This is a genomic window from Pseudomonas sp. F007, assembly GCF_057814275.1.
This window is the reverse complement of record NZ_JBVATA010000004.1, coordinates 151,648-177,205: the sequence shown is the minus strand read 5'-3', so window position 1 is coordinate 177,205 and position 25,558 is coordinate 151,648. Positions and strand designations below refer to the sequence as shown.

Sequence of the window (25,558 nt, the reverse complement as noted above, 5' to 3'; positions counted from 1 at the left end):
TCAGTAATAGAAGCGCTCGATAATCCGGTCAATCGTAACGATTAGACAGTGGTTGTTTGGGCGCTTTAGCCTCTGCCAATCGCTTCGATAATGGCTGCAGGAGAGTGACATGAGCGTGAAGTCGGATGCATTGTTTGTACCGCTGAATATGGCCGTGCTGACCGTCAGTGATACCCGTGAATATGCCAGCGATACCTCCGGGCAACTGCTGGTCACCCGGCTGCTGGAGGCGGGTCACCGTTTGAGCGAGCGCAACTTGCTAAAGGATGACCTGTATAAAATCCGCGCGCAGGTGGCGACCTGGATCGCCGACGAGCAGATTCAGGTGGTACTGATTACCGGGGGCACAGGCTTCACCGGGCGCGACAGCACGCCTGAAGCGGTCAGCTGCTTGCTGGACAAGCAGATTGACGGTTTTGGTGAGTTGTTCCGTGCGATATCCATCCTCGATATCGGCACCTCCACGGTACAGAGCCGTGCCTTGGCCGGTCTGGCCAACGGAACGCTGGTGTGCTGCCTGCCGGGCTCGACGGGGGCTTGCCGCACGGCGTGGGAGGGTATCCTTGCCGAGCAGTTGGATGCGCGCCACAGGCCGTGCAATTTTGTGCCGCACCTGAAGTCGGTGACCTTGTGCGAGTCCCGGGGATGAGCCCGTCACCACTCATGTCAGTGGAGGAGGCCATCGCTTCACTGTTGACCATGGCGCAGGCGCAACGCCTGCAAGACAGTGAGTCGGTAGCACTGAGCGACGCACGGCAACGGGTGCTGGCCAATGACTTGATCGCGACCCTGGATCTGCCGCCGTGGCCGAACAGTGCCATGGACGGGTACGCCTTGAACGTCGACGACTGGAAGGGCCAGCCGCTGACCGTCTCGCAACAGATTTTCGCCGGGCAGACGCCTGAGGCATTGCTGCCGGGCACCTGCGCTCGAATCTTCACCGGCGCACCGGTACCCGATGGGGCCAACTGCGTCGAGATGCAGGAGAACGTCGAGCAGTTGGAGGACGGTCGGGTGCGCTTCAAGCAGGCCCTGAGCGCGGGTCAGAATATCCGCCCGCAAGGCCAGGAAAACCGTGCCGGGCAGGTGCTGCTCGCTGCCGGCAAGCGGCTCGGGCCTTTCGCGCTGGCCATCGCGGCGGCGCAAGGCTGTACCCATGTATCGGTGGTGCGGCGTCCACGGGTGGCATTGCTGTCCACGGGGGACGAACTGGCTGAACCGGGGACGCCGTTGAAACCCGGCTGTATCTACAACAGCAATCGCATCTTGCTCAGCCATTGGCTGAGTGCATTGGGTTGTGAGGTGATCGATGGCGGTATTCTTCCCGACCAGCCGCAGCCTACGCGGCTCAAGCTGGAACAGTTGCAACATGCCGCCGACTTGATCCTGACCACCGGTGGCGTGTCTGCCGGAGACGCCGACTGCCTTGGCCAGGTGCTGCGCGATAGCGGCAAGCCGTTATTCTGGAAACTCGCGATCAAACCGGGAAAGCCTTTGACCGTGGGCTACTTCGGCAACGTGCCGGTCATCGGCTTGCCAGGCAATCCGGCCTCGGCGCTGGTGACGTTTGGCCTGCTGGCAAGGGCCTACCTGTTACGCATCCAGGGTGTCGATGACGTTACGCCCTTGAGCTTCCCGGTTAACGTCGGGTTTGACTGGCCGAAAGCAGGCAGCCGTCGCGAATACCTGCGGGCCAGGCTGGAGGGGGGACGGGCGATTCTGTATCCGAACCAGAGCTCAGGCGTGCTGCTGGGGGCTTCGTGGGCGGACGGGCTGCTGGAAATTCCCGAGGGCTGCACCCTGCAGCGCGGTGACGCGGCGCGGTTCATTCCTTTCTGCGACTTGTTCTGACGCGGCATGCACCGTTCTCGACTACCGCCACCGCCCCTGTAGGCGCGAGCCAGCGTACTCCTGCCGATGGGGGCGTCATGCAGTCCAGCGGTTTACCGCCAGTTGGTCACTTTCTCTTCCCTCTACCCAGCGCTCTTCGGACGGCGTGTGTTCACGCTTCCAGAACGGTGCGCGAGTCTTCAGGTAGTCCATCAAAAAGTTGCAGGCATCGAAGGCTTCCTGGCGATGTTCGCTGGCAACGCCGACAAACACGATGGGCTCACCGACCTTCAATGCCCCCACGCGGTGGACGATGGTCACTCGTTGCAACGGCCAGCGTTGATGGGCTTGATCGATGATCTGCTGCAGTGAGCGCTCGGTCATTCCCGGGTAATGTTCAAGGAACAATTCACTGACCTGATCCCCCTGATTGAGATCGCGCACATAGCCGACAAAGGTGGCGACGGCGCCGACGCCCAGGTCTTCGGCGTGCAGGCTGCGGGTCAGCTCACCCAGATCAAACAGCTCGGTCTGAACCTGAACAGTCATCGCTCAACCTCCGGTCACTTGAGGGAAGAAGGCGATCTCGTCGAAGTCTTCTATCGGAGCGTCGGGCGTACACAACTCCTGATTCAGGGCGCACATGAGGCTGGATTCTCCGAGCACTTGCTGCCACATCCCGCCTCTGGCCCTCAGCCGTTGCCTGACGTCATCCAGGGTGCGCAACGAGCCGTCCAGCGCGAGCTTTTCATCACCGATGCCAAGTTGTTCCCGGTAGCGCGCAAAGTAGTTGATAAGGATCATTCGGCGTCACCGGCTATGAAGGTCCCCGATTTACCACCCTGTTTTTTCAGCACCTGGATCCGGTCGATGACCATCCCCCGATCCACGGCCTTGCACATGTCATAGATCGTTAAGGCGGCCACGCTCGCGGCGGTCAGGGATTCCAGTTCGACACCGGTCTGGCCGTTGAGCCGGCAGGTGCTGACAATCCGCACGCTGTCGGGCTCGACAACGCTCAGTTCGAGGTGGATCGAGCTGAGCATCAGCGGGTGGCAGAGCGGGATCAGTTCATGTGTTTTCTTTGCGGCCATGATCCCGGCGATACGGGCGAGCGCAAATACGTCGCCCTTGGGGTGCCCATTGTCCTGGATCAACTTCAACGTGGACGGCTGCATGCGTACCCAGGCCTGTGCCTGTGCTTCTCGGGTGGTGGCGGCTTTGTCCGTAACATCGACCATGTTGGCCCGGCCTGCGGCATCCAGATGCGTCAGTGTGTGTTGGAGGTCGTTCATGGAGGTCCTCGGATCAGTTCAGTACAAAGTCGATGGGTTGAAGCACGGGAGGCAGCTCTGTCGCGCCATTGGCGTGGAGAACTTCACGTTCGATCGTGCGCACGATGGCATTGGTCGGCAGGTCGTTTTCGTCGTAGCCGAACGGGTCTTCCAGTTCATCGCCAATCGCGTCCAGGCCAAAAAACGTGTAGCTCACAATCGCCGTGAAAATCGGTGTCAGCCAGCCCAATGGCTCGGCCATTGCGAAGGGCAGCAGGATGCAGAACATGTAACTGGTGCGGTGCAACAAGAGCGTGTAGGGGAAGGGCAGCGGGGTGCTTTTGATGCGCTCGCAAATTGTCTGGGTCGTGGTCAGGTTGCTCAAATGGCGGGACATCAACTGGTAGCGCCATTCATTGAGCTCCCCTGATTCGGCGAGCGTCGAGCACTGCTGGGTGACGTGGCTCAAGATGCTTTGCGGAATGTTCGGGGTGTTGGCTGACGGCAGCTTGTCCAGCCAGGGCTCGGCCACGCTTAACTCGTCTTCATGACGAAGCCCGGCGTTCAGCGCATGGGCAAATCCGCACAGGTTGCGAAGGATATGGCTGCGTTGGCTGGCGTCCTTGATGACCTGGGTTTCCCGTATCATCGCCCGCACATCCATCACCATCGCCCCGAGCGCTTTGCGACCTTCATACCAGCGGTCGTAACAGGCGTTATTACGAAAACTCATGAAGATTGAAAGTGACAGGCCCAACAGCGTGAACGGCGTGGCGTTGACCTTGGAGAAGTACGCCGGATGAAGGGTTTCCACCAGCACAATCACCGAGGCCAGCAGTGTCACCAGCAGGCTACGCAGCGCGATGCGCCGGGCAACGGAGCCCTTGAGCGACGTCAATACACCGATCAGGTTGGGTTTGGCTCTGACAATCATGGGAAACAGCCTTCTGCAAAGGGATAAAGCCGGGGCGGTCAGCCGCCCGTCATGTTCATGAAACGGACCACCTGCACGTCATCGTTGAGCTCGAAGTTGTGCCGATACGGCTTGAGCTTCATCGACTCGATGATGGCGCTTTCCAGCCGTTTCGCATCACCCGGATAACGGCGCAGAACGGCCTTGAGGTCGACGGAATGCTCGTTGCCCAGGCACAGTAACAACCGGCCTTCAACGGTCAGGCGCACCCGGTTGCAGGTGCCGCAGAAGTTGTGGCTGTGAGGTGAAATAAAGCCCAGGCGAATATGTGGCGCCTCGGCCAGGCGCCAGTAACGCGAAGGCCCCTGGGTCGACTCCGCAGAGTCGATCAACGTGTAGCGTTCGGCGATACGCTCGCGCACTTGCGCGCTGGAGTAGAACGCCCCGGCGCGACTGTGTTCGCTGATGACACCCAATGGCATTTCTTCGATGAAGGAAATATCCAGTCCCCGGTCGATGGCGAACGCCACAAGGTCGTTGATCTCGTGATCGTTGCGGTCTTTCATCACCACGCAGTTGAGCTTGGTGCGCTGGAAGCCCGCGGCATTCGCGGCATCGATACCGGCAATGACCTTGGCCAGGTCACCGGTGCGCGTCAGTTCGCGAAAGCGAACGGGATCAAGGCTGTCGAGGCTGATGTTCAGGCGCTTGAGCCCGGCATCGAATAACGGTGCGGCCAGCTTGCCCAGCTGTGAACCATTGGTGGTCATGCACAACTCACGTAGCCCTGGCAGCATCGCGATGCGCTTGCACAGCTCAACCACGCCAGGACGAACCAGCGGCTCACCGCCAGTCAGGCGGATTTTCCGAGTGCCCAGCGTCACAAAGCTTTCAGCCAGTTGGTAAATTTCTTCCAGCGTCAGGATCTGCTGTCGCGGCAGGAACTCCATGTCTTCTGCCATGCAATACACACAGCGAAAGTCGCAGCGGTCGGTCACGGACAGTCTGAGGTAGTCGACCCGGCGAGAAAAACTATCCATCAGGATTTGATCGGTCATTACAACCTCCGGCTCAACTAAATATCGTGGCCATGGCGCTGGTTTTTAGGGGGGGATTTATATAAGGGGATGTAGTTGAGTCAAGACTAGAGTTGTTTTCAGGTGCCGTCTAATCACTATTAACAACCGGGTGATCGATGAAATCTATGAGGTTTTATCCTGTTGGCCCGGTTAAAATTTTCGCGCCTATATCATTGAATTTGATCTGTATTTTTCGTGATAGAGGATCTCGATGAGTTGGTCATTATTTGTGATTGGACAGCGTACTTATGCCCGCAATAGGCTGAAAACGTAACCCGATACGAACCCGTTTTAACGGGGCGGCGCGAATCATGTTTAGTGGTTTTAAATGTGTTTGCGTTTGTCGGTGCCTGAAAAACAACCATCAATAAGGGCTTTAAGTTAGGCCGCCGCCTACGCGTGAAGTCTTAGGGAAGTGCCATGAGCGAAATTGAACGTTATAAACCGTACAAGGGGGCGGCCGCAGGTTGGGGCGCGCTGATTGCGGTGACGAAAAACTGGCTGGGCAGTGAAAACGCGTTCAAGAACATCCGCGCGATGCTCAAGACCAACCAGAATGGCGGTTTCGACTGCCCGGGTTGTGCATGGGGCGAGTCGCACGAAAGCGGCCTGGTCAAGTTTTGCGAGAACGGTGCCAAAGCGGTCAACTGGGAAGCCACCGGGCGCCTGGTCAACCCGGCGTTTTTCAATAAGTACACCGTGTCGTCGCTGGCGGCGCAAAGTGACTACTGGCTTGAATACCAGGGGCGTTTGACGCATCCGATGCGTTACGACGCTTCGCTGGATCGTTATGTCGAAACCAGTTGGGACGATGCCTTTGCCCTGATCGCCAAGCACCTCAAAGAACTGGAATCGCCGGATCAGGCCGAGTTCTATACCTCGGGCCGGGCCAGTAACGAAGCGGCCTATCTGTATCAGTTGTTTGTTCGTGCCTACGGCACCAACAACTTTCCCGATTGCTCGAACATGTGCCATGAAGCGAGCGGTCTGGGCATGAGCGACAGCGTCGGTGTCGGCAAGGGGACGGTGACCTTTGATGACCTGGAAGAGTCCGATGCGATTTTCGTCATCGGGCAGAATCCCGGAACCAACCACCCGCGCATGCTTGAGCCGCTGCGCGAGGCGGTGAAACGCGGCGCCCAGGTGATTTGTTTCAACCCGCTGAAAGAGCGCGGGCTGGAACGTTTCCAGCACCCGCAGCATCCACTGGAAATGCTCACCAACGGATCTGAACCCACCTCGTCGGCGTACTTTCGTCCGGCCCTGGGGGGCGACATGGCGGCTTTTCGCGGCATCGCCAAGTTCCTGCTGGAATGGGAGCGTGATGCCCTGGAAAACAACGGCGAGGCGGTATTCGACCGTGCATTCATTGCCGAACACACCGCGGGCCTCGACAGCTACCTGGCGGAGGTGGATGCCACGTCGTGGGAGCACATCGTCGAGCAGTCCGGCCTGAGCCTTGAGGACATCGAACTTGCTGCGCGGATGTACCGCCGTGCCAAGCGGGTGATTATGTGCTGGGCGATGGGTGTGACCCAGCACGCACACTCGGTGGTGACCGTGCAGGAAATCATCAACGTGCAGTTGTTGCGCGGCAATATCGGGCGGCCCGGGGCAGGGCTGTCGCCGGTGCGCGGGCACAGTAACGTGCAGGGCGACCGCACCATGGGCATCAACGAACTGGCGCCGCCGGAGTTGATCCATGCGCTGGAAGCACGCTTTGATTTCAAGGTGCCGCGTCATCATGGCCACAATACCGTGATGGCCATTGCCGCCATGGAAGAAGGGCGCTCAAAGGTCTTCATCGGCCTCGGCGGCAACTTCGCCCAAGCCACGCCAGACACCCCGCGCACCCATGATGCATTGCGCAAGTGCGACCTGACCGTGCACATCGCCACCAAGCTCAATCGCAGCCATTTGGTGATGGGCCGTGAAGCACTGATCCTGCCATGCCTGGGCCGTACCGATATCGACATCCAGGAGGAAGGGCCACAAGGCGTGACCGTGGAAGACACCTTCAGCATGGTGCACATTTCCCACGGCCAACTGAAACCCAAATCACCGCTGATGCGCTCGGAGCCGGCGATCATTGCCGGGATTGCCAACGCCACCCTGGGTAAACACCCGATTGACTGGCTGTGGACCGTCGCCGACTACAGCCGAATCCGTGACTTGATTGCCGACACCATTCCGGGCTTCGAGGACTTCAACAACAAACTGCTGCACCCGGGCGGCTTTCATTTGGGCAACGCTGCCGCGCAGCGCATCTGGGAAACCGCCAGCGGTAAAGCCCAGTTTGTCTCGAGTGTCCTGCCCGCTCACCTGGTCAGCGAAGGCGTGCGCAATCTCGACGGCCAACCGGACCTGATCCTGCAGACCATGCGCTCCCACGACCAGTACAACACCACGTTGTACGGCCTTGATGACCGTTATCGCGGGGTCTACGGCATGCGCGATGTGGTGTTCGTCAACGAACAGGACATCCGCAAGCTGGGTTACGAGCCGGGGCAAAAGGTTGACATGGTGTCGTTGTGGGGCGATGGGCGTGAGCGTCGGGTCAGCGGTTTTACCTTGATCGCTTACGACATTCCACCGGGCCAGGCCGCTGCCTATTACCCGGAAACCAACCCGCTGGTGCCACTGGAAAGCTACGGCGACCGTACCTACACACCCACGTCGAAGTTCATCGCTATTCGCCTTGAACCGGCTCCGGCCAGCAACCTGATTCAGTCCCTCGGCGCTTGAGCCGGATCGGGGCGGCCTGAGCGTCGCCCCGGTGTTTCCTGATCACTGCACATCTGTTCGTCGCGGGCCAGAAGGCTCAAGGCGGCCGGGCTTGGTGTGCACGCGCACCGAGTCACTATGAGGGTATCGTCATGTTAAATCTTGAGGCGCTCGACCTGGCACGCATTCAATTCGCGTTCACGGTCTCGTTTCACATCATCTTCCCGGCCATCACCATCGGCCTGGCCAGTTTCCTGGCCGTGCTTGAAGGCATGTGGCTGAAAACCAACAACCCGGTCTACAAGGACCTGTACCACTTCTGGTCGAAAATATTCGCCGTCAACTTCGGCATGGGCGTGGTCTCGGGCCTGGTCATGGCTTACGAGTTCGGCACCAACTGGAGCCGTTTCTCGGACTTTGCCGGGAGCATTACCGGGCCCTTGCTCACCTATGAAGTACTGACTGCCTTCTTCCTGGAAGCAGGCTTTCTCGGAGTCATGCTGTTCGGCTGGAACCGGGTCGGACGCGGCTTGCACTTCTTCTCCACGGTGATGGTTGCCATCGGCACGTTGATCTCGACGTTCTGGATCCTGGCCTCCAACAGCTGGATGCAGACCCCGCAGGGCTTCTCCATCGTTGACGGCCGGGTGATGCCGCTGGACTGGCTGGCCATCGTCTTCAACCCGTCGTTCCCGTTCCGCCTGGCGCACATGGCCATTGCGGCGTTCGTCGCCACGGCGTTCTTTGTCGGCTCCTCTGCGGCCTGGCATCTGCTGCGCAAAAACGACACGCCGGCGGTTCGCAAAATGCTGTCGATGGCGATGTGGATGGCGCTGATCGTAGCGCCGATTCAGGCAGTGGTCGGTGACGCCCATGGCCTCAATACCCTGGAGCATCAACCGGCAAAAATTGCCGCCATGGAAGGGCACTGGGAAAACGTCGGTAACGAACCTTCGCCGCTGGTGCTGTTCGGCATCCCGGACATGGAGGCCGAGAAGACACACTTTGCGATCGAAGTTCCGTACCTGGGCAGCCTGATCCTGACCCACAGCCTGGATAAGCAGATCCCCGCGCTGAAAAGTTTTCCGAAGGAAGACCGCCCCAACGCGACGATCATTTTCTTCAGCTTTCGGATCATGGCCGGGCTGGGCATGTTGATGATCCTCACCGGGTTGCTGGGCTTGGCGTTGCGTCGTAATGGCGCGCTGTATCGCAATCGACTGTTCCTGCGACTGGTGTTGTTCATGGGCCCTACCGGCCTGATCGCGATGCTGGCGGGCTGGATCACCACCGAGGTTGGCCGCCAGCCCTGGGTGGTCTACGGGCTGATGCGTACCGCAGATGCGGTATCCAATCACACCGTCGCGCAGCTCAGCATCTCCCTGGCGTTGTTTGTGGTGATCTACTTCTCGGTGTTTGCCGTAGGCATCGGCTACATGATGAAACTGGTCCGCAAAGGCCCGCAGCCTCATCACGACCATCCGCCCCAGGGCGGCCCTGGCCAGGAGCGTACGCCACGCCGTCCCCTGTCCGCCGTCACCGAGACGCTGGCGTCCGGCGACCACACCAACTGATCAAGGGGAATGAGCATGGGTATTCAAGGTATAGATCTGTCGTTGATCTGGGGCGTGATCATCGCCTTCGGAGTGATGATGTACGTGATCATGGATGGCTTCGACCTGGGGTTGGGCATCCTGTTTCCGCTGATCCCGCAGGAGCAGGAACGCGACGTGATGATGAACACCGTCGCACCGGTCTGGGACGGCAACGAAACCTGGCTGATCCTCGGCGGAGCGGCGCTGTACGGCGCCTTTCCGCTGGCTTACTCGGTGATTCTGGAGGCGTTGTACCTGCCGCTGATTTTCATGCTGGCGGGGTTGATCTTTCGCGGTGTCGCCTTTGAGTTCCGGTTCAAGGCCAGTCCGCAAAAGCGCCACATCTGGGACATGGCCTTTATCGGGGGATCATTCCTGGCAACGTTTAGCCAGGGCGTGGTGATCGGCACATACATCTCGGGTATTCCAGTGGTCGACCGCCAGTTCGCCGGCGGCACCCTCGACTGGCTGGCGCCATTCCCGTTGTTCTGCGGCGTGGGCTTGATCGTCGCCTATGCATTGCTGGGCAGCACCTGGTTGCTGGTCAAGACCGAAGGCATGCTCGAATCGCGGATGCGTCTGTTCACCCATTACCTGGCGTTCGCCCTGATGGCAGTAGTGGCCGTGCTCTGCGTCTGGACACCCTGGCTGCACCCGGAAATCGCCCTGCGCTGGTTCGCCCATGCCCATATCGTGGTCTTCGGCATCCTGATGCTGCTCGGCGTACTGGCGCTGATCGGCTTACTGAAGACCTTGCGCCAGCACCACTCCCACTGGCCCTTCGTCTTCACCCTGGTGCTGGTATTCCTCGGCTACATCGGCCTGGCATTCAGCATCTGGCCGAACATCGTCCCGCCGTCCATCAGCCTGTGGGAAGCCGCCTCACCCGCTTCCAGCCAGTTGTTCATCCTGATAGGCACCTTATTCATCCTGCCGATCATCCTGATGTACACCTGCTGGAGCTACTACGTTTTCCGCGGCAAAGTGAGGGTTGGTGATGGCTACCATTAACGTTGAAAAAACAATGCCGATTTACAAACAGGTGACGCAGCTAAGCCTGCTGTTTTGCGCAGCCCTGATCATGCTGGCCGCCGCGACGGCCCTGACAATGGAGTTTGCCCATGGAACGCTCTGAAGTGTCACAGACTCAAAATCAGACAGGCCCTTGGTACAAGCGAGTGTTCTGGCTGATCGCTATCTGGCTTGCCAGCGTAGCTACACTCGGCATCGTGGCCAGCTGCATTCGTGGACTGATGCACATGGCCGGTATGAGCAGTCATTGACGGGGCCTTCACCTAATCAACGTCCGGCGTTGAACGTAGCGCCGGAACGAGGAGCGGCATATGTCAGAACGTATTGATAAACATCATCCCGTCAAGTACGTGACGAAAAGTGGTGTCACTGTGATGATCGGGTTCAGTTGGAGCCCACCGCTTGATATCCCTGTTGGGGCCAGATTAACCATGCCAGGAGCGGGTGCCCGGCCGGCCTATGTCGAGGGCGATCATTGGGAGAGTTATGAGCAAGCGGTTGAAGGGGCGCAAGAAGCGGCCGAGCGCTGGGTGAAATCTCCGCTTAGATGAGGGAGGTGATTGCCAGGATTATGGTGATGGGGCTGGCGCAGTTGAACTGCGCCAGGCTTGCTTAAAGGCAGTGTCGGGTGATGTGAGTGCGCCACCTATCAGCGAGAAGTAGGCTCATAGGCGTGCCTGTTAATAATCAAGTTGTACCCCCGCTTCGAACTCATTGGTTGTCAGCCGCTCTATGACTTGCGGTCGCTTCAGTTTGGCTATGGATGTTTGCCATACTTTTTCGAACAGTTCAGTGCCCTAACACGGAGACGCTGCTCACTGAGGTCTTACCGAGTGCTGGCAAAAGGTCCTTGTTGAAGCGTCGTTGCAACTCGGCATTGCCGTCTTTGCGCGCGACGCCATCATCGTTGGCGGTTAGCGACTCGAGTTCTTTGACGGTGATTTTGCTCATAAAATCGGTTCCACCTACTTTTCCCCCTACAAAACCATCGGCTCTTAATGGACGTTATTGGACTGTCGTAGAGCAGAACATCGCTGGAGCTCAAGTAAATACTCGCTTGGAACAATCCAGAGTAAAATTTTGGAGTCTTTCAAGAAGTATGAAAAAGGAGATGGGGTGCTAGGGGTCGAGTGTTCGAATCACTCCGTCCCGACCATATAATTCAATAACTTAGCCGCTTTCGAGCGGCTTTGTTGTTTCTGCCGCAGTGACTTTTCGAGTCGCCTTGGCGTTTTTGCATCATACTTGCCTCCTTTTCAGAATCGTCAGCGCGGCAGCGCTTATCCCAGCCGATTTCAACTCGAAGCAATGCTGAAAAACGTCGCAGTTACAAAAGAGCCCGGCATTTTGGCCGGGCTCTTTTACATGCAAAACATCGTTTTCATTCACGCCTCACGGCCGCCAGATTCCGACATCCTTCGCATCCACCGCCTTGGGCAGCAAGCCGGCTGCAAAAAAAGCATCGGCTATTTTTTGTTGTTCACCCAACTCATCGCGTTTGACCGGCTGGACCTGGTAACTGCGATGGCTATTGGCAGCCTCGACCGTTTCCAGACCGAGGTTACCCCATAGCGGACCCAATACCTCAGCGGCTTCGCGGGGATTGGTTTTTACCCAGTTTCCGGTTTTTTCCAGTTGCTCGTAGACCACCTTGAGTACTTGCGGGTGTTTCTCGGCATAGCGGGTGCTGGTCAGGTAGTAGCGTTTGTAGCTGGCCAGGCCTGCGCCGTCGGCCAGCGTGCGGGTCGGCAGTTGCTGTTGGGCGCTGGTGAGGAAGGGTTCCCAGGTGACCCAGGCGTCGACCTTGTTGTTCTCGAAGGCGGCACGGCCATCGGCCGGAGACAGGTAGGCCGGCTGGATGTCGGAAAACGCCAGGCCGGCTTTTGTCAGGGCGGCGATCAGCAAATAGTGGCTGCCGGCGGCTTTGGTCACGGCCACTTTCTTGCCTTTCAAATCCGCCAACTGCTGCAGGGACGAATCCTTGTGCACGACGATTGCCTGGGCCGAGGGTGAGGGCGCTTCCTGGGCAAAGTAGGTCAGCTTGGCCTCGGCAGCCTGGGCGAAGATCGGCACGGTGTCGGCCACGTCGGCGCTGATGTCGACATTGCCGACATTCAGCGCCTCCAGCAGAGGCAGGCCGCTTGGAAACTCATGCCAGCTCACGTCGATGTTCTGCTGTGCGAGGGTTTTATCCAGGGTGCCTTGAGTCTTCAACAAGGTGATGAGGGTCGATGACTTCTGGTAGCCGATCCGCAGCGTTTCCCGAGCCTGGGACGGCAAGGCGAACGTCAAGGCCAGCGCAACGACCAGACCGGCCAGTACGGGACGACGGAGTTTTGCTTCAGTGATGGGTTTCGACATGGAACGCTCGATATCAGGAAATGAAGGAGCCAACTGATTTCAATAATATGGTTATAAAAAATACTTTATAAATACTTTTTAGGACTTAGCTTAGTGGCGTTTTTTTCGGTCAAAACGCGTACTGCAAGCGGGTGTAGTAATACCCACCGGTGAAGCCGAACGGTGAATAGCTGCCCCAGTTATCGCCGAACGAAGAGTTGGGCACGCCGATGTGATCGGGGTATTTATCGAACAGGTTCTGTGCGCCAACAGCGACGGTCAGTTGTTTGGTCAGTGCGTACGCCACATCGAGGTCAGTGATCCACTTGGCGGAGTACTCGCGGTCCAGGCTCGAATCGGCGGAGCTGTTGACCTCGGTGTAAGTGCCATAACGGGTCAGGCGCAGGTTGACGTCGAAGTCGTGGATCGCCCAGTCGGCAGAGAAAATCGCCTTGCTACTGGGGGAGGTCTTGGTGATCAGCGCACGGGCCTGGCGACCGAGCAGTTGATAGCTGCTGTTCAGGGCCGTGAGTTGCGCCGGGGTGTCGTTGACGCTGAGGATTTGCGTGTGGTTGTAGTTCAGCGCCGCGGTCCATCTCACCGAGCCGAAGCTGTTCAGGTTCTGCCGGTAATTACCCACCACATCGACCCCGGACGTGCGAGTGCTGGCGCCATTGGTGAAGAATTGCGCCCCGGCGGTGGCCGGCACGCCGATGCTGTCGAGCAGGGCGGCGACGCCCGGCCCCTGGAAGCGTTCGCTGAGTACCAGGCGATCGCGCAGGTTGATCACGTAGCCGTCCACGGTCAGGCTCAGGTCTTCGCTCGGGGTCAGGGCAAAGCCGAGGCTGAAGTTGGTGGATCGCTCGGGCTTCAGGGACTCGGCCCCGAGCGCCTGGGCGCCTGCCGAATCCACCGGCAGAATCACGTAGTTGTACGACTGGTAGACGCCGTTGATGGTGTCGAACCCGGTCGAGCGCGCGGTGAATACCTCGTTGGCCAGCGATGGCGCGCGAAAGCCATTGCTGATGGTGCCGCGCACCGAAAACATCGGGTTGAATTCGTAGCGGGTACTGAGCTTGCCGCTGCGCGTGCTGCCCACGCCTTCGTTGTAGTGTTCGTAACGCGCGGCGACGCCGAGGTACCACTGCTCGACGGGGTAGAAGCCCAGGTCGATGTAGCTGGCGACGTTGTTGCGACTGACTTCTTGTTCATCGTCAGGGGTGATGCCGTTAGTGACCTGCGCGCCAGGGTCCGGGCGTTGTCCGGCGCGCGGATGGCCAGCCGGGAACACGTAACCGCCGTCAATGTAAGAGGCTTCGGAGCCCGCCCGGGTCTCGTAGCCATCGCGTCGATGCTCGAAACCGAAGGCGACATCCAGTGGCTTGGCCAGGCCGATCTCGTAGCTGTTCTTCAGGTCGAAGTTGCTGGTCCATTGATCGGCGATGTAGACGCCGGAGGTAAATTTGTTCGGGGTGCTTTCCCCCAGTGACGGGTTCTGGTTGTCATAGGTGCGTTGCTTGGCGTAGTTGCGTCCATAGGTGCTGCTCAGGTCCCAGGCCCAACCGCCGATGCCGATATCGTCACCCCTGGCGCCGAAGGCTGACTGGAAGTCGGTCTCGTTGATCAGCCAGTAAGGGCTGTAGCCGTCGGGATAACCGTTGGGACCAGTGGTGATGGTGTTGCGGCCGCTGGGCAGGCGGAAATTCTGGCCGTCGTTGTTTTCGCGGGTGGCCAGGGTCGAGAAGGAATACAGCGTGACGGCATCGTTGAGCGGCAGGTCGAGGTTGTAGGCGACATCCGCCAATTGGCTGCGGGGCAAGCCGTAGCCTTTGTAGGTGTGATGGCTGGCGGTGGCTTCACGTGGATCGGGCGAACCGTCTGCCAATGGATAGTAATGTGAGCTGTAACCGTTGCTGCCGGCCTTGTTGTCACGTTCCTGGTAGCGGGTATCGAGCGAGACGTTGAGCACGCCGGCCTCGCCAACTTCAAAACCATAGTTGAGCGCTTCCGTACCGGTGCCGCGCTTGCCGTCGTAGTTCTGCCCCAGGGTGGTGTCGGAACTGCCGCCAGTGGTCTGCTTGAGGATGATGTTGATCACCCCGGAAATCGCATCCGATCCATATTGGGCCGCCGCGCCATCGCGCAGCACTTCGATATGATCGATGGAGGCCACCGGAATCAGGTCGAGATCGCTGGGCGCCGCGCCGCTGTTGATGCCGTTGATGTTCAGCGTCGCACTGGTATGCCGGCGTTTGCCGTTGACCAGTACCAGCACGTGGGACGCAGTCAGGCCACGCAGGGTGGCCGAACGCACCACGCCGCTGGCATCCCAACCCGCCCGGTCGGGCAGGTTGAACGACGGAATGAATTTACTCAGCGCCTCCAGCAGGCTCGGTTTACCGACCGAGCGCAGTTGTTCGCCGGTCACCACGTCGATCGGTGTCGGGCTGGTGGTGACGGTACGTTGTTCAGCGCCACGGTTGCCGGTGACGACTACCGTATTGAGGGTCGGCGAACTGGTTTCTGCCGCCTCGAGGCTGAACGAGGCGAGGCCGCAGGCAATGGACAACGGGACTAACAAGGGACGATAGGAAGGCGCCGTTCGGCGCGCAGGGCAGTTGAACATGAAGGTGAAGCTCCTGAATGGCGGGTGAGTTCCGTGTCACTTCTTGCGAGCGGCGACGGCTTCGATTTCGACCAGGCCGCCGGGCAGCGGCAGGGCCACCACTTGAATGGCGGTACGTGCCGGTTTGTTCGGTTGCGCGGCGCTGCCGAAGAACGGCGTATAGCCTTCTTGCAGTCCGGCAAAGTCCAGCTTGCCGCCCTTGGCCGGGTCGCCTACCAGGAACACCCGCAGTTGCACCACATCGCCGAGCCCCAGGCCCTGGGCTTCCAATACGCCCTTGAGCTTGTTGAGGATCGACGTGGTCTGGGTCGCGGTGTCGCCATAGGCGGCAAAGGAATCCTTCGGCGCTTGCGGGTCGTGCAGGTCGGCCAGCAGACCGCTGACGAACAGAAGGTCGGTTTGTGCGGGTACGGATACCGCCAGCGAAATCGGAAAGTTCGAGTTCGGCAGGGCGATGCGTTTGATCTCGTCGGCATGGCTTGCGAGGGCGGTGGCGGTCATGAGCAGTCCTGTCAGCACAGTGATGGTTTTCATCGTTCAGTCCTTTTATCGAGTGAGTCAGGCGGCAACGCCCGGTTGGTTGCGTTCGGCGTGCCGGCCGATCAGCGAGACGATGCGCCGCGCCGAGTCGGCGGCGCTGTTCTGCCAGATGCCGACGCCGCCATGGGCCAGGGCATCGCTGGCCAGATAGGTGCGACCCTGTGGTTCATTGAGCAACTGGTAGGCGCTTTCGCCGACTTCGTCGTTGACGATCCATGGGCCTTTGCTGAACGGCACCTTGGCCCAGTTGATGGCCACCGGTTTTTGCAGCTTGGTGCTGTGTCCGGGGTGCAGCAGTTCCACCGCTTGCCGGGAGGCGGCGAACTGTTCGGCGAGGGATTTCTTGCTGAAGGCCTGGGCCGATTCGCTGGTGTTGTAGGCGGCGACCAGAATGCCCTGGGCGCTGTTGAGGCGATCGCTGGGGTACCACAGGCCTTTGGCTTCATGGTCGAGATAGGACAGGCCGCCGTAGATGTTGAAGTCGGTTTCCCAGAACCGCGGTGACTGCCACGCCACCTTGTTCGCCTGATCGCTTTGCGCGCTGAGGATCGCTTGCTTGAACGGCTGGCTGAAGTTGCTCGGCAGCCTGGCCAGCAACGGCAGCGGCACCGTGACGATGGCGTAATCGGCGTTCAGGGTTTGCGTCGCACCGCTCTTGCGATCACGGTAGGTAATGCGGCTGCCCTGGTCAGAGGTCTGGATATCACTGACCTCGGCATTGAAGCGCACGGCGTCCTTGACCTTGTCATGGAACGCATAGGGAATTCGGTCCATGCCGCCGACCGGTTGGAACATGGTCGAGGAAAACTCCGGAATTTCATCGAACACCAGCGCGCCCCAGAGTTTCGGGTTGAGCAGGGTTTGCAGTTCCAGCGGCGCGCGCGTGATGCCGGTCTGATCGCCGGCACCGGGCACTCGTGTGTAGCCCGAACGCACCGAGCCCTTGTATTTGAAATCGGCGTTGAGATCGCCATAGACCTTGAGGAAATTCAACAGCGCCTGACGGTCGTCGACGGTCAAATCCTGGTCCAGCGCCTTGCGGCTGACGGTCCGCGCCAGCAGTTCGGACAGTTGGCCACGGGTATCGTTGACCGCCTGGCGCAACTGGAACGCCGGTTGTTTCGGGTCCGGCAGGGCCAATGCGTTGCGGCTGCTGTTGACCAGCACTTGCAGCTCGACGCCCAGTTCGCGGCAGTAGCCGAGTATGGTCTGGTGATGGCTGGGAATGCGTGCGGGGCCGGCATTGAAAAACTGCCCGTCATCGAAATCGACGGTCTGGCTGACGCCGTCGTCGAAATCGACTTTCGTGCCACGACGCAAGGTCCAGTTGCGTCCACCCACCCGTTCCCGGGCTTCGAGAATGGTCACGCTGAAACCAGCCTTGCGCAGTTCATAGGCGCTGACCAGCCCGGAAATACCGGCACCGACCACCACCACATGCTTGCCTTTGCCACTGCTGCCCAACTGCAGCGGATTGAACGTCGACGCCACGGCCTGAGGCGTCAGCCCCAACGCACCGAGGGCGCTGACAGCGGCGGAATAGCCACCGACGGCGGCGATGCGGGAAATCAGCTCTCTGCGGGTGAAAGCCATAATGATGCTCCTTGGAGTACTTGCTTTGGGAGGGCTCTGTAGGAGCTGGCTTGCCAGCGAAAGCGGTGGGTCATTCAACAAAATTGTCGAACTGCCCCGCGACTTTGCTGGCAAGCCAGCTCCTGCCAGTAGTCAGGGTTAAAGGTCGTAACGCACGGACAACAACAGGGTTCGCGGGTCGTTGATCGAGTAGTAGCGGGCGCCGCTGGACGGCACGAAGCCGACCGCTTGCGGGTACGCGCGATCCAGCAGGTTTTTCACCGACAGCGTGGTCGTCCAGTGGCCGTCGCCGGAGAGATAGCGGGTGTTGGCGTTCCAGAAGGTCTGCTGGGGGATTTCCTGGATGTCGTCGTTCAACGCGTTGGCGTAGGACTTGGTCTGGAATTGGGCATCGGTGCCGACCAGCCAGGTGCCAGGCAGTCCAGCCGGGATGGTGTAGTTGAGGCCGACGCTGGCGTTCCAGCGCGGCGAATACACCAGTTGCTTGCCGTTGGCGTCGACACCCGCGCCACCGGCGTTCTGGAAGTCGTCGTACTGGCTCTCCAGGTATCCGAGATTGGCGGTCAGTTGCAGGTCGCGGGTCAATGCGGTCAGGGTTTCCAGCTCGACGCCATAGGTGTGCGCCTTGCCGACGTTGGTCCGCAGGCTGACACCCAGCGCCGGGTCGTAGGCGTTGGTCTGCAGGTCGTCGTAGTCGTTGTAGAACAGCGCGAGGTTGGCGCGCAGGCGCCGGTCGAAGAAGTCACCCTTGAAGCCGGTTTCCCAGGTGGTCACGTCTTCCGGTGAAAACGCCTGTTCGGCGGCGGCCTGGGTCGGCGCGCGGTTATCGTAGCCACCGGCCTTGAATCCCTTGGCCACGTAGGCGTACTGATTCAAGTGTGGGGTCCAGGCGTATTCGAAACCGAGTTTCGGGCTGGTGGACTGCCACGACTTGCTTGAATCGGCGCTGAAGTTAGTGCCGGTGATTTGCCGGTTGGTGGTGATGGCGTAGTTGGTGTAGTCGAAGTTCTTGTGCTCGCGGGTGAAGCGCAGGCCGGCGATCAATGACAGCTGCGGCGTGATCTTGTAACTGCCCTGGCCATACAGCGCGTAGCTCTCGGTGTCGGTGGTGCTGTACTGGCCCTGGCCGATCACCCGGTTACGCGCGATGGAGTAGGTCAGGTTGTCGCGTTCGGCGTCGAACGATTCGCGGTACAGGTACAGACCGGTGCTGAAGCTGAAATCGTCGTAGTCGCCGTTGAGCTGCAATTCCTGGGTGGCGTAGTCCTGGTTGTAGGTGATCAGGTTGTTCTGAATCAGGGCTGCCTGCCCCGAGTTGTCATAGTCCACCGGCTGGTTGAACGCGGAATAGGCGGTCACCGATTTGAAGCTCAGATGGTCGTCAATCGTGTAGATCGCGCGCAGCACCGAGCTGCCCTGGTCGAGACGGTTTTTCGGATTGAGGCTGCTGTAGCTCTTGAATTTGTCGAAGTGACCGTCGGCATCGAATGGCGTGTAGCTGGTGGTATCACCACGGTCGAAGGTGCCGGCCAGGGTCAGCTGCACATCCCAGGGCGAATCGTCGGGGTTGTAGCGCAGCTTGCCGCGGTACGACTGGATGTCGATGTTGTTCACATCGGTGCCGCGTGTCGGGTTGGAGACGGTGCCGTCACGGGTCAGGCGAATCGCCGAGAAGCTGCCGAACAGCGCGTTATCCACCAGCGGGCCGCTGATCAGCAAGCGGCCGTTCTGGGCGTTGTAGTTGCCGGCACCGAGTTCGAAGAAACCACGGGTTTCCTGGGTCGGATCGCGGGTGATCACGCGGATTGCACCGGCGCTGCTGTTACGTCCATACAGCGTGCCTTGTGGGCCGCGCAGCACTTCGACGCGCTCGACGTCATTGAAGTCGAGCATCGAGGAAATGGCGCGTGGGATGTACAGGTCATCGGCGTAGACCGCGACGGCCGACTCCTGGATCGGGTCGGTTTCACCGATGCCGCGAATCCCGTAGGTCTGCGCGCTGTAGGAAATCGACTGGCGGCTGAGGGTCAGGTTCGGCACCTGCCCGGAGAGGTCGCGAATGCTTTTGATCTGCTTGTCTTCGAGTGCCTTTTCGTCGAACGCGGAAATCGCCAGCGGGGTCTTTTGCAAGTCTTCGCTATGGTGTTCGGCGGTGACGGTGACGACGGGGAGGGCACCATCCCTGGTGTTTTCTTCGGCGTGAGCCGACAAGCCGAACAGTGCCAGCGACACGGCCAGCGTCAGACGGTTTGAGCGGAAAGTGTTGTGCATGGTGAACCCCGGATGTGGCGTTGGCGTTGTTGGTTTTTTTTCGGCAAAGCGTTGCCGGGGCCAGGGTTTGAGGACCGTGGCGGCGGTGACTTGGCCGGTTTCTGGTTTGGGTGAAGCGGTTGACCGTGGGGTGGTGTCGGCCGGAAAAATCTAGCGTTCCGTGGGCCTCCACCTGGTCAGGGGTCGGTGATGGTTGTAACAATATTTATATAAATAGCGGCTGTAAAAGTCCGATTAGTTATAAGTTAATTATAAAAAGTAGGCATTAAGTTTGTTATCAAGATGCGCAAAGCTGATGTTATTTTTTCCGGCATGCATAACTGAACTGTAGGAGCTGGCTTGCCAGCGAAAGCTGTAGGTCAATCAACATTGAGTTGGCTGACCCGCCGCAATCGCCAGCAGGCTGGCTCCCACAAGTATTGTGTCGGTCGGAGATTCTGTGGAGCTCCCACAGAGGGTGTGATGAGTGGGTGGGGCGGGGTCAATACCCGCGCTGAGGGTTCGCCTGATTCTCCAGCGCCAGACCATTGAGGAAGCGTTCGAGGTTGGTCAGGAAACTGTCGGCGATCTCATGGCGACTGTTGCTGGAAATCGCCGAGGTGTGGGGTGACAAGCGCACCCGCGGATGGGTGTAAAGCGGATGACCGTCCGGCAAGGGTTCGGGCTCGGTGACGTCCAGCGACGCCAGGCCGATGTGTCCGCTGTCCAGCGCTTGCAGCAACGCTTCATGGTCGAGCAGGCCACCGCGGGCGATGTTGATCAGGTGCTGCCCCGGCTTGGCGCTGGCGAGTACGGCGCTGTCGACGATATGCCGGGTCGCGTCGGTCAGCGGTGCAGCCAGTACCAGATGGTCGGAACGCGCAAACAGCTCATGGATGTCCCGCGCCGCTTCGACGCCTTCCACCTCGAACGGTGTCTGACTCTGACGCAGCGCCAGCACATTGATGCCGAGGGCGCGGGCCTTGGTCGCCAGGCTGCGGCCAATGGCGCCGAAGCCGAGAATCCCCAGCGTGGTGCCCTTGAGCGGCGTCAGCGCGGTGAAACTCCATTGTGAGTCATGCACCCAAATGTCCGGCAGGTGCTTGGCCGCGGCGAAGATCGCGGCCAGGGCGAACTCGGCGATGTTTTCCGCGGCGCTGCCCCGCGAGGTGCTCACCGGCGGCCCGTTGAACAGCCATTGCGGGTAGAAGTCGATGCCTGACGACACCACCTGAATCCATTGCAGCCCATAAGGCCAGCCCGGTGGCGGAGTGTCCGGCGCCTGGTAGCCACGCACGTTGATTGGCCGTGCCAGCAGGATGCTGACTTCCGCCGGCAGGTCGCTGGGCACCCCGGGCGGCACGCCGATGACGCGGGACTCGGGATGGGTTTGGCTGAGGCGCTGGCGGATCACTTCGTTGAAGTCTTCATCCAGTTGGCTGGCGATGACAAACTGACTCATGGGCGCTCCTTGATCTGGCGCTGGGCAAATACGGCTTTGCCGACGCCTTGCAGGATGGCGTCGTTTTGCGGGGTATGGACGCGACTGCACAGCACGTCGCGGTAATGCCTTTGCAGCGGGTTGTGACGTGACAGCCCCGGATTGCCGGACGCCTCGATGGCCAACTCGACGGCGCGAATCGCGTTGCCGGTGACCAGGTATTTCAGTTGCGCCGCGTTGCTGGCCGGGGTGTGACCCTCGGCGGCGGCATCGAGCAGGCTGCGGTTGGCGAACAGCAAGGTGTCGATGTGACCGACGGTTTCCTGAAAGCGCGGCAGCGTCGACAGCGCCGCACCGAGGTTGGATGGCGCGCGGGTTTCCAGCCATTGCACCAGCCAGTCGCGGGCGGCCTGGGCAACGCCGTCGTAGACCGATGACAGCAACACCGACATCCACAGAAAACCATCGCCATCGAGTTCGGCTTGCGGTGCGCTCCAGCGGCTGACGCTGACGGCGTGATCCAGCGGCACCAGCACGTTGTCGAACACCACCTCATGGCTGCACGTGGCACGCATGCCCAGATGGTCCCAGTCTTCGATGATGCTGATGCCCGGCGTGTCCTTGTGCACCAGCCAGGCACCGACCAGTGGATCTTCATCGCTGCTGCGCGCCCAGACGCTGAACCAGCTCAGGCCGTGGCTACCGGTGGAGTAGATTTTTCGCCCGCTGATCCGCCAGCCTGCGGCAGTGCGTCTGGCGACGGTTGCCGGCAGACCGCCGCGCGCGGGCGTGCCGAGATCGGGTTCGACGCGCAAGGCGTTGATCAGCGCGCCATGCTCGACGGCGTCCCGGGCCACTTGCAGGCGCAACGCTTCGGGCCAGTTTCGGTTGTCTTGCAGGCGCGAGTGCTGCAGGTATTGCATCACCAGGATCAACGCCGTCGAAGGCTCGCCCTTGGCGATTGCACTGATGGCCTTGCGCGCCTGTGTCAGGTTTGCGCCGCCACCGCCCAACGCTTTGGGCACGGTCAGCGCAACCAGCTCGTGCTGATGCAGCAGCTTGAAATTGTCATGGGGAAAGGCGCCGCTTTCGTCGTAAACCTGGGCCGTGGTGGCCAGCTGTTCGCTGATGCGCTCAAGCAGCGCCTCGAAATTGGCCACGTCGACCGAACGCACTATGGGCGGGTGTTGGGATGGAAGACTCATGGTGATTTCACTCGATCAAAAAGGGTCAGAGCCGGCTCATAGCGGCAGCAACTTGAACTGTCGGTCCCACAACGGGCTGACATCGAGCCGTTCGCTCAACACCCCCGCGTCGAAAAACAGGTCCGCAACTTCTTGCTGCGAGGCGATGGCCTGATCGTTCACTTCGATGATTCGCGAGGCTTGGCTGCGGTTGTTGTACATGTCGAGGAACACGCTTTTGTCGACGCCCAACAACTGTGCCGATTTGGCGGCCCAGGGCTCGGGGTTGTTGTTGATCCACTCCAGCGTGCGAGCCTGGCGTTGCAGGTAGTCTTGAATGGCCTGCTTGCGCAGCGGGTCTTCCAGCGCGGCGGGGCGCGCGGCGATCAGGTAGTTGCCGGACAAATAGCCCAGCGCGGTTTTCAGTACGCGGGCGCCACTGCGGAACTTCGCCAATTGAATGAACACGCCGTAGATCACCCAGGCATCGAGTTGCCCGCTCTGGAAAGCGCTGAAGCCGTCCTGGGGCGTGAGTGCAATCGGGGTGATGTCCTTCATGGTCAGGCCCTGTTCTTTCAATGCCTTGATCAGGAAGTAGTGCGAGGTGGTGGAGCGCACGTAGCCGACCCGTTTGCCGCGCAATTGCCCGACCGATTCGATGCTCGAGTCCTTGGGAATCAGGAACACCTGATTGTTGACGTCGCCTTGCAGCACTGCGACCAGTTTCGGTTGGCGGTGACTCTGGATCGAGAAGATCGGCGGGATCTCACTCATCCCGCCCACGTCCAGACTGCCCGAGGCCAGCGCTTCGACAATCAGGTTGCCGCCGGCGAATTCCGCGTATTCAACTTTATAAGGGGTATTGGCGGTGCCGGCGTCTTCGGTGAAGTACGAGTCCTGGCCGCGATAGGTGGCGACGCCCAGGGTCAGGTCCGAAAGGCTGTTGGCTTTGGCGAATGCACGGGAAGGCAGTCCCAGCGAGGACAGCCCCAAGGCACCCACGGCGATCGAACTGGCCGTGAGAAAGCCGCGACGACTGAACTGTCCCTGTGTGATCTTTTTCGTCATGGTCAGGCTCTTGTCAGATGGCGATTTGCACGGGTGTTTGCCCGAGCAGGTGTTCGACTGCGCGCAGGATCGGCGCGGCTTCGCTGCGCACCAGCCAGTCCGGACTGACCTCGGCGAAGGCCACGGTGCCGTCCCTGGCGATAACCACCACTGTGGGTTGCGGTAGCTCCCAAGTGCCGGTGCCGGTGGTTTCACCGATGCTGTTGCCCTTGGCCAATGCGGCTTTGCGCGAGGCCTCGTCGAAGCTGTAGAGAATCCCCAGGCGACGGCCCAGTTGGTTGTCCGGGTCGCTGGCCACTTGCAGTTCGAGGTTGTGGCGGGTCTTGATCTCTATCAGGCGTTCCGGCACTTGCGGGCTGACCGCCACCAGCGGCACGCCGAGCGCGTGCAGCTGCGCATAGAGCTGGCGCTGGTAATAGGGCAGGGCGATGTTGCAGGCCGGGCAACCGGCGAAGCGGAAGAAAATCAGCACTGCCGGCCCCTTGGCCAGCAACTCGTCACGGCTCAGGCTGCCGCCTTCGACGGGCAATAATGTGAACGGCTCAAGGGCGTCGCCGACCTTGACGAAGTCGGCGGTTTTGGCTTCATCCACCAAGCGCTGACGCTGGTCAATGTTGATCTGCAGGGCTGCTGGCTCCCAGGTCGCCACACGTTGTGCGTGCAAGTCCGCCAGCAAGTGATTGAGGGATTCGCTCATGCCAGTGCCTCGCTTTCTTCCCGTGCTTTCAGGGTGGTTTGCGCGTGACGATTGGCAGGCACTTGCAGGCCGAAGTTATCGCGCAGGGTGTTGCCGCTGTACTCGTCGCGGAACAGGCCGCGCTGTTGCAGGACCGGCACCACTCGTTCGGTGAAGTACTGCAGGCCATCGGGCAGCAACGAGTTGATGATGAAGCCATCCGCGGCCCCTTGTTCGAACCACTTCTGGATCGCGTCGGCAACCTGTTCCGGGGTGCCCACAAAATCGCGACGCGGCCTTGAGAACCGCAGGGCGACTTCACGCAAGGTCAGGCCCTCGTCCCGAGCAAGCTGCTTGATCCGGTCCGATCCGCCTTTCTGGCTGTTCGACCCCAGGTCGCCCAATTCCGGGAACGGTGCATCCAGCGGGTACTGGCTGAAATCGTGGTCATTGAACGGGCGACCGAGGGCGACGATGGCGTCTTCGATCGTTACCAGATCCACGGCTTGCTGATAGCGGCTTTCCACTTCGGCTGCATCGCGACCCACGATCGGGCGGATACCTGGCAGGATCGACAGCTGCTGCGGATCGCGGCCGAAACCGGCAGCACGTTTTTTCAGGTCCTGATAGTAGGCGCGGGCATCATCGAAGCCCTCGGGGCTGACAAAAATCGCATCGGAGTTTTCCGCGGCAAAATTGCGTCCGGCCTCAGAAGTCCCGGCCTGGAAAATCACCGGCTGACCTTGCTGCGAACGGGAAATGTTGAGGGGGCCTTTCACCGAGAAAAACTCACCCTTGTGCTCCAGTGCATGCAGTTTGCCGGGGATAAAGAATTCGCCGCTCTGCTTGTCGTAGGCAAAGGCATCGTCTTCCCAGGAGTCCCACAGGCCCTTGACCACGTTCACGTGCTCTTTGGCGATGCGGTAACGCACGGCACGGGGCGGGTGTTCGGTCTTGCCGAAGTTATCGGCGGTGCCGCTGAGCCAGGACGTCACCACGTTCCAGCCGGCGCGGCCACCGCTGATGTGATCCAGCGAGGCGAACTGGCGGGCGACCTGGAACGGCTCGGTGTAGCTGACGGTGACGGTCGCCACCAGGCCGATGTTGTGCGTGGTGGCCGCCAGCGCCGAGAGAATGGTCAATGGTTCGAAGCGGTTGAGGTAGTGCGGGCTGGACTTCTCGTGAATGTGCAGGCTGTCGGCGATGAACACGAAATCGAACTTGGCGGCCTCGGCCAGATGCGCCTGCTGCTGGTAGAAACCAAAGTTCACGCTGGCGTTGGGCTGGGCCTGCGGGTGGCGCCATTCGCCCCATCCGTGACCGACGCCATGGACCATTGCACCGAGTTTCAGTTGGCGTTGTTTGCTCATGGTATTGCTCCTTTGTTCGTCGC

At 60.1% G+C, this 25,558-nt stretch carries 24 protein-coding genes; 8 read left to right on the top strand and 16 right to left on the bottom strand.

All coding sequences use genetic code 11. The features are described from left to right. Positions 1-109: 109 nt before the first annotated feature. On the top strand, positions 110-649 hold the full coding sequence (gene moaB / locus ACZYR5_RS10945; RefSeq protein WP_489089835.1) for a molybdenum cofactor biosynthesis protein B: 540 nt from the start codon (positions 110-112) through the stop codon (positions 647-649). Continuing rightward, a complete protein-coding gene (locus ACZYR5_RS10940) occupies positions 646-1,851 on the top strand; it encodes a molybdopterin molybdotransferase MoeA (protein ID WP_489089836.1) in 1,206 nt (401 codons plus the stop codon). Before moaB ends, ACZYR5_RS10940 begins: the two co-directional genes overlap by 4 nt. Positions 1,852-1,926: 75 nt before the next feature. Here ACZYR5_RS10940 and moaE read toward each other — a convergent pair whose 3' ends face one another. From moaE to moaA, 5 genes are read right to left on the bottom strand one after another with little or no spacing between them, the layout of a single operon-like run. After that, positions 1,927-2,379 (bottom strand): molybdopterin synthase catalytic subunit MoaE, encoded by a 453-nt coding sequence (gene moaE, locus ACZYR5_RS10935; RefSeq protein ID WP_489089837.1) that lies wholly within the window; start codon positions 2,377-2,379, stop codon positions 1,927-1,929. A gap of 3 nt (positions 2,380-2,382) precedes the next feature. Next, complete coding sequence (moaD, locus tag ACZYR5_RS10930) at positions 2,383-2,634, bottom strand: molybdopterin converting factor subunit 1 (RefSeq protein WP_489089838.1); 252 nt, start codon at positions 2,632-2,634, stop codon at positions 2,383-2,385. Beyond that, positions 2,631-3,125 (bottom strand): cyclic pyranopterin monophosphate synthase MoaC, encoded by a 495-nt coding sequence (gene moaC / locus ACZYR5_RS10925; RefSeq protein ID WP_489089839.1) that lies wholly within the window; start codon positions 3,123-3,125, stop codon positions 2,631-2,633. The genes moaD and moaC overlap by 4 nt, the downstream gene beginning before the upstream one ends. Positions 3,126-3,138: 13 nt before the next feature. After that, positions 3,139-4,038 carry a bestrophin family protein gene (locus tag ACZYR5_RS10920; RefSeq protein WP_489089840.1) on the bottom strand — a complete coding sequence of 300 codons (900 nt, stop codon included), beginning with the start codon at positions 4,036-4,038 and terminating at the stop codon, positions 3,139-3,141. 38 nt (positions 4,039-4,076) lie between these two features. Next, positions 4,077-5,075, bottom strand: a complete 999-nt coding sequence (gene moaA / locus ACZYR5_RS10915) for a GTP 3',8-cyclase MoaA (RefSeq protein WP_048383571.1) — start codon at positions 5,073-5,075, stop codon at positions 4,077-4,079. 441 nt (positions 5,076-5,516) lie between these two features. Here moaA and ACZYR5_RS10910 point away from each other — a divergent pair, with 441 nt between their 5' ends. The 6 genes from ACZYR5_RS10910 (at position 5,517) to ACZYR5_RS10885 (ending at position 10,998) form a co-directional block, all read left to right on the top strand. Beyond that, positions 5,517-7,841 (top strand): FdhF/YdeP family oxidoreductase, encoded by a 2,325-nt coding sequence (locus ACZYR5_RS10910; protein WP_489089841.1) that lies wholly within the window; start codon positions 5,517-5,519, stop codon positions 7,839-7,841. 131 nt (positions 7,842-7,972) lie between these two features. After that, positions 7,973-9,394, top strand: coding sequence for a cytochrome ubiquinol oxidase subunit I (locus ACZYR5_RS10905; RefSeq protein ID WP_048383576.1), 1,422 nt, complete (start codon positions 7,973-7,975; stop codon positions 9,392-9,394). Positions 9,395-9,409: 15 nt separating this feature from the next. Further along, the gene (cydB, locus tag ACZYR5_RS10900) at positions 9,410-10,426 is read left to right on the top strand and encodes a cytochrome d ubiquinol oxidase subunit II (RefSeq protein WP_489089842.1); all 1,017 of its coding nucleotides are present in this window, start codon (positions 9,410-9,412) and stop codon (positions 10,424-10,426) included. Further along, positions 10,413-10,550, top strand: a complete 138-nt coding sequence (locus tag ACZYR5_RS10895) for a hypothetical protein (protein ID WP_489089843.1) — start codon at positions 10,413-10,415, stop codon at positions 10,548-10,550. Before cydB ends, ACZYR5_RS10895 begins: the two co-directional genes overlap by 14 nt. Next, positions 10,537-10,698 (top strand): DUF2474 domain-containing protein, encoded by a 162-nt coding sequence (locus ACZYR5_RS10890; protein WP_489089844.1) that lies wholly within the window; start codon positions 10,537-10,539, stop codon positions 10,696-10,698. Before ACZYR5_RS10895 ends, ACZYR5_RS10890 begins: the two co-directional genes overlap by 14 nt. A 60-nt stretch (positions 10,699-10,758) precedes the next feature. Continuing rightward, on the top strand, positions 10,759-10,998 hold the full coding sequence (locus ACZYR5_RS10885) for a hypothetical protein (RefSeq protein WP_489089845.1): 240 nt from the start codon (positions 10,759-10,761) through the stop codon (positions 10,996-10,998). Between the two features lie 238 nt (positions 10,999-11,236). Here the strand turns inward: ACZYR5_RS10885 and ACZYR5_RS10880 are convergent, their stop codons facing one another. The 11 genes from ACZYR5_RS10880 to ACZYR5_RS10830 form a co-directional block, all read right to left on the bottom strand. Continuing rightward, positions 11,237-11,398, bottom strand: coding sequence for a hypothetical protein (locus ACZYR5_RS10880; RefSeq protein ID WP_489089979.1), 162 nt, complete (start codon positions 11,396-11,398; stop codon positions 11,237-11,239). Between the two features lie 441 nt (positions 11,399-11,839). Then, the gene (locus ACZYR5_RS10875) at positions 11,840-12,808 is read right to left on the bottom strand and encodes an aliphatic sulfonate ABC transporter substrate-binding protein (RefSeq protein WP_489089846.1); all 969 of its coding nucleotides are present in this window, start codon (positions 12,806-12,808) and stop codon (positions 11,840-11,842) included. 109 nt (positions 12,809-12,917) lie between these two features. After that, positions 12,918-15,413 carry a TonB-dependent receptor plug domain-containing protein gene (locus tag ACZYR5_RS10870; RefSeq protein WP_489089847.1) on the bottom strand — a complete coding sequence of 832 codons (2,496 nt, stop codon included), beginning with the start codon at positions 15,411-15,413 and terminating at the stop codon, positions 12,918-12,920. A gap of 36 nt (positions 15,414-15,449) precedes the next feature. Continuing rightward, positions 15,450-15,947: a RidA family protein gene (locus tag ACZYR5_RS10865; RefSeq protein WP_489089848.1), complete on the bottom strand. Its 498-nt coding sequence runs from the start codon at positions 15,945-15,947 to the stop codon at positions 15,450-15,452. 24 nt (positions 15,948-15,971) lie between these two features. Beyond that, complete coding sequence (locus ACZYR5_RS10860; protein WP_489089849.1) at positions 15,972-17,546, bottom strand: flavin monoamine oxidase family protein; 1,575 nt, start codon at positions 17,544-17,546, stop codon at positions 15,972-15,974. A 138-nt stretch (positions 17,547-17,684) separates the two neighbouring features. After that, on the bottom strand, positions 17,685-19,817 hold the full coding sequence (locus ACZYR5_RS10855) for a TonB-dependent receptor (protein ID WP_489089850.1): 2,133 nt from the start codon (positions 19,815-19,817) through the stop codon (positions 17,685-17,687). A gap of 481 nt (positions 19,818-20,298) precedes the next feature. Then, entirely contained in the window at positions 20,299-21,258 is a 960-nt protein-coding gene (locus ACZYR5_RS10850; RefSeq protein ID WP_489089851.1) for a D-isomer specific 2-hydroxyacid dehydrogenase family protein, read from the bottom strand. Continuing rightward, on the bottom strand, positions 21,255-22,442 hold the full coding sequence (locus ACZYR5_RS10845) for an acyl-CoA dehydrogenase family protein (RefSeq protein WP_489089852.1): 1,188 nt from the start codon (positions 22,440-22,442) through the stop codon (positions 21,255-21,257). The genes ACZYR5_RS10850 and ACZYR5_RS10845 overlap by 4 nt, the downstream gene beginning before the upstream one ends. Positions 22,443-22,478: 36 nt before the next feature. Next, complete coding sequence (locus ACZYR5_RS10840) at positions 22,479-23,489, bottom strand: ABC transporter substrate-binding protein (protein WP_489089853.1); 1,011 nt, start codon at positions 23,487-23,489, stop codon at positions 22,479-22,481. Positions 23,490-23,502: 13 nt separating this feature from the next. Further along, positions 23,503-24,186, bottom strand: a complete 684-nt coding sequence (locus ACZYR5_RS10835; protein WP_489089854.1) for a peroxiredoxin-like family protein — start codon at positions 24,184-24,186, stop codon at positions 23,503-23,505. Next, positions 24,183-25,535 carry an LLM class flavin-dependent oxidoreductase gene (locus ACZYR5_RS10830; protein ID WP_489089855.1) on the bottom strand — a complete coding sequence of 451 codons (1,353 nt, stop codon included), beginning with the start codon at positions 25,533-25,535 and terminating at the stop codon, positions 24,183-24,185. The genes ACZYR5_RS10835 and ACZYR5_RS10830 overlap by 4 nt, the downstream gene beginning before the upstream one ends. Positions 25,536-25,558: the final 23 nt, after the last annotated feature.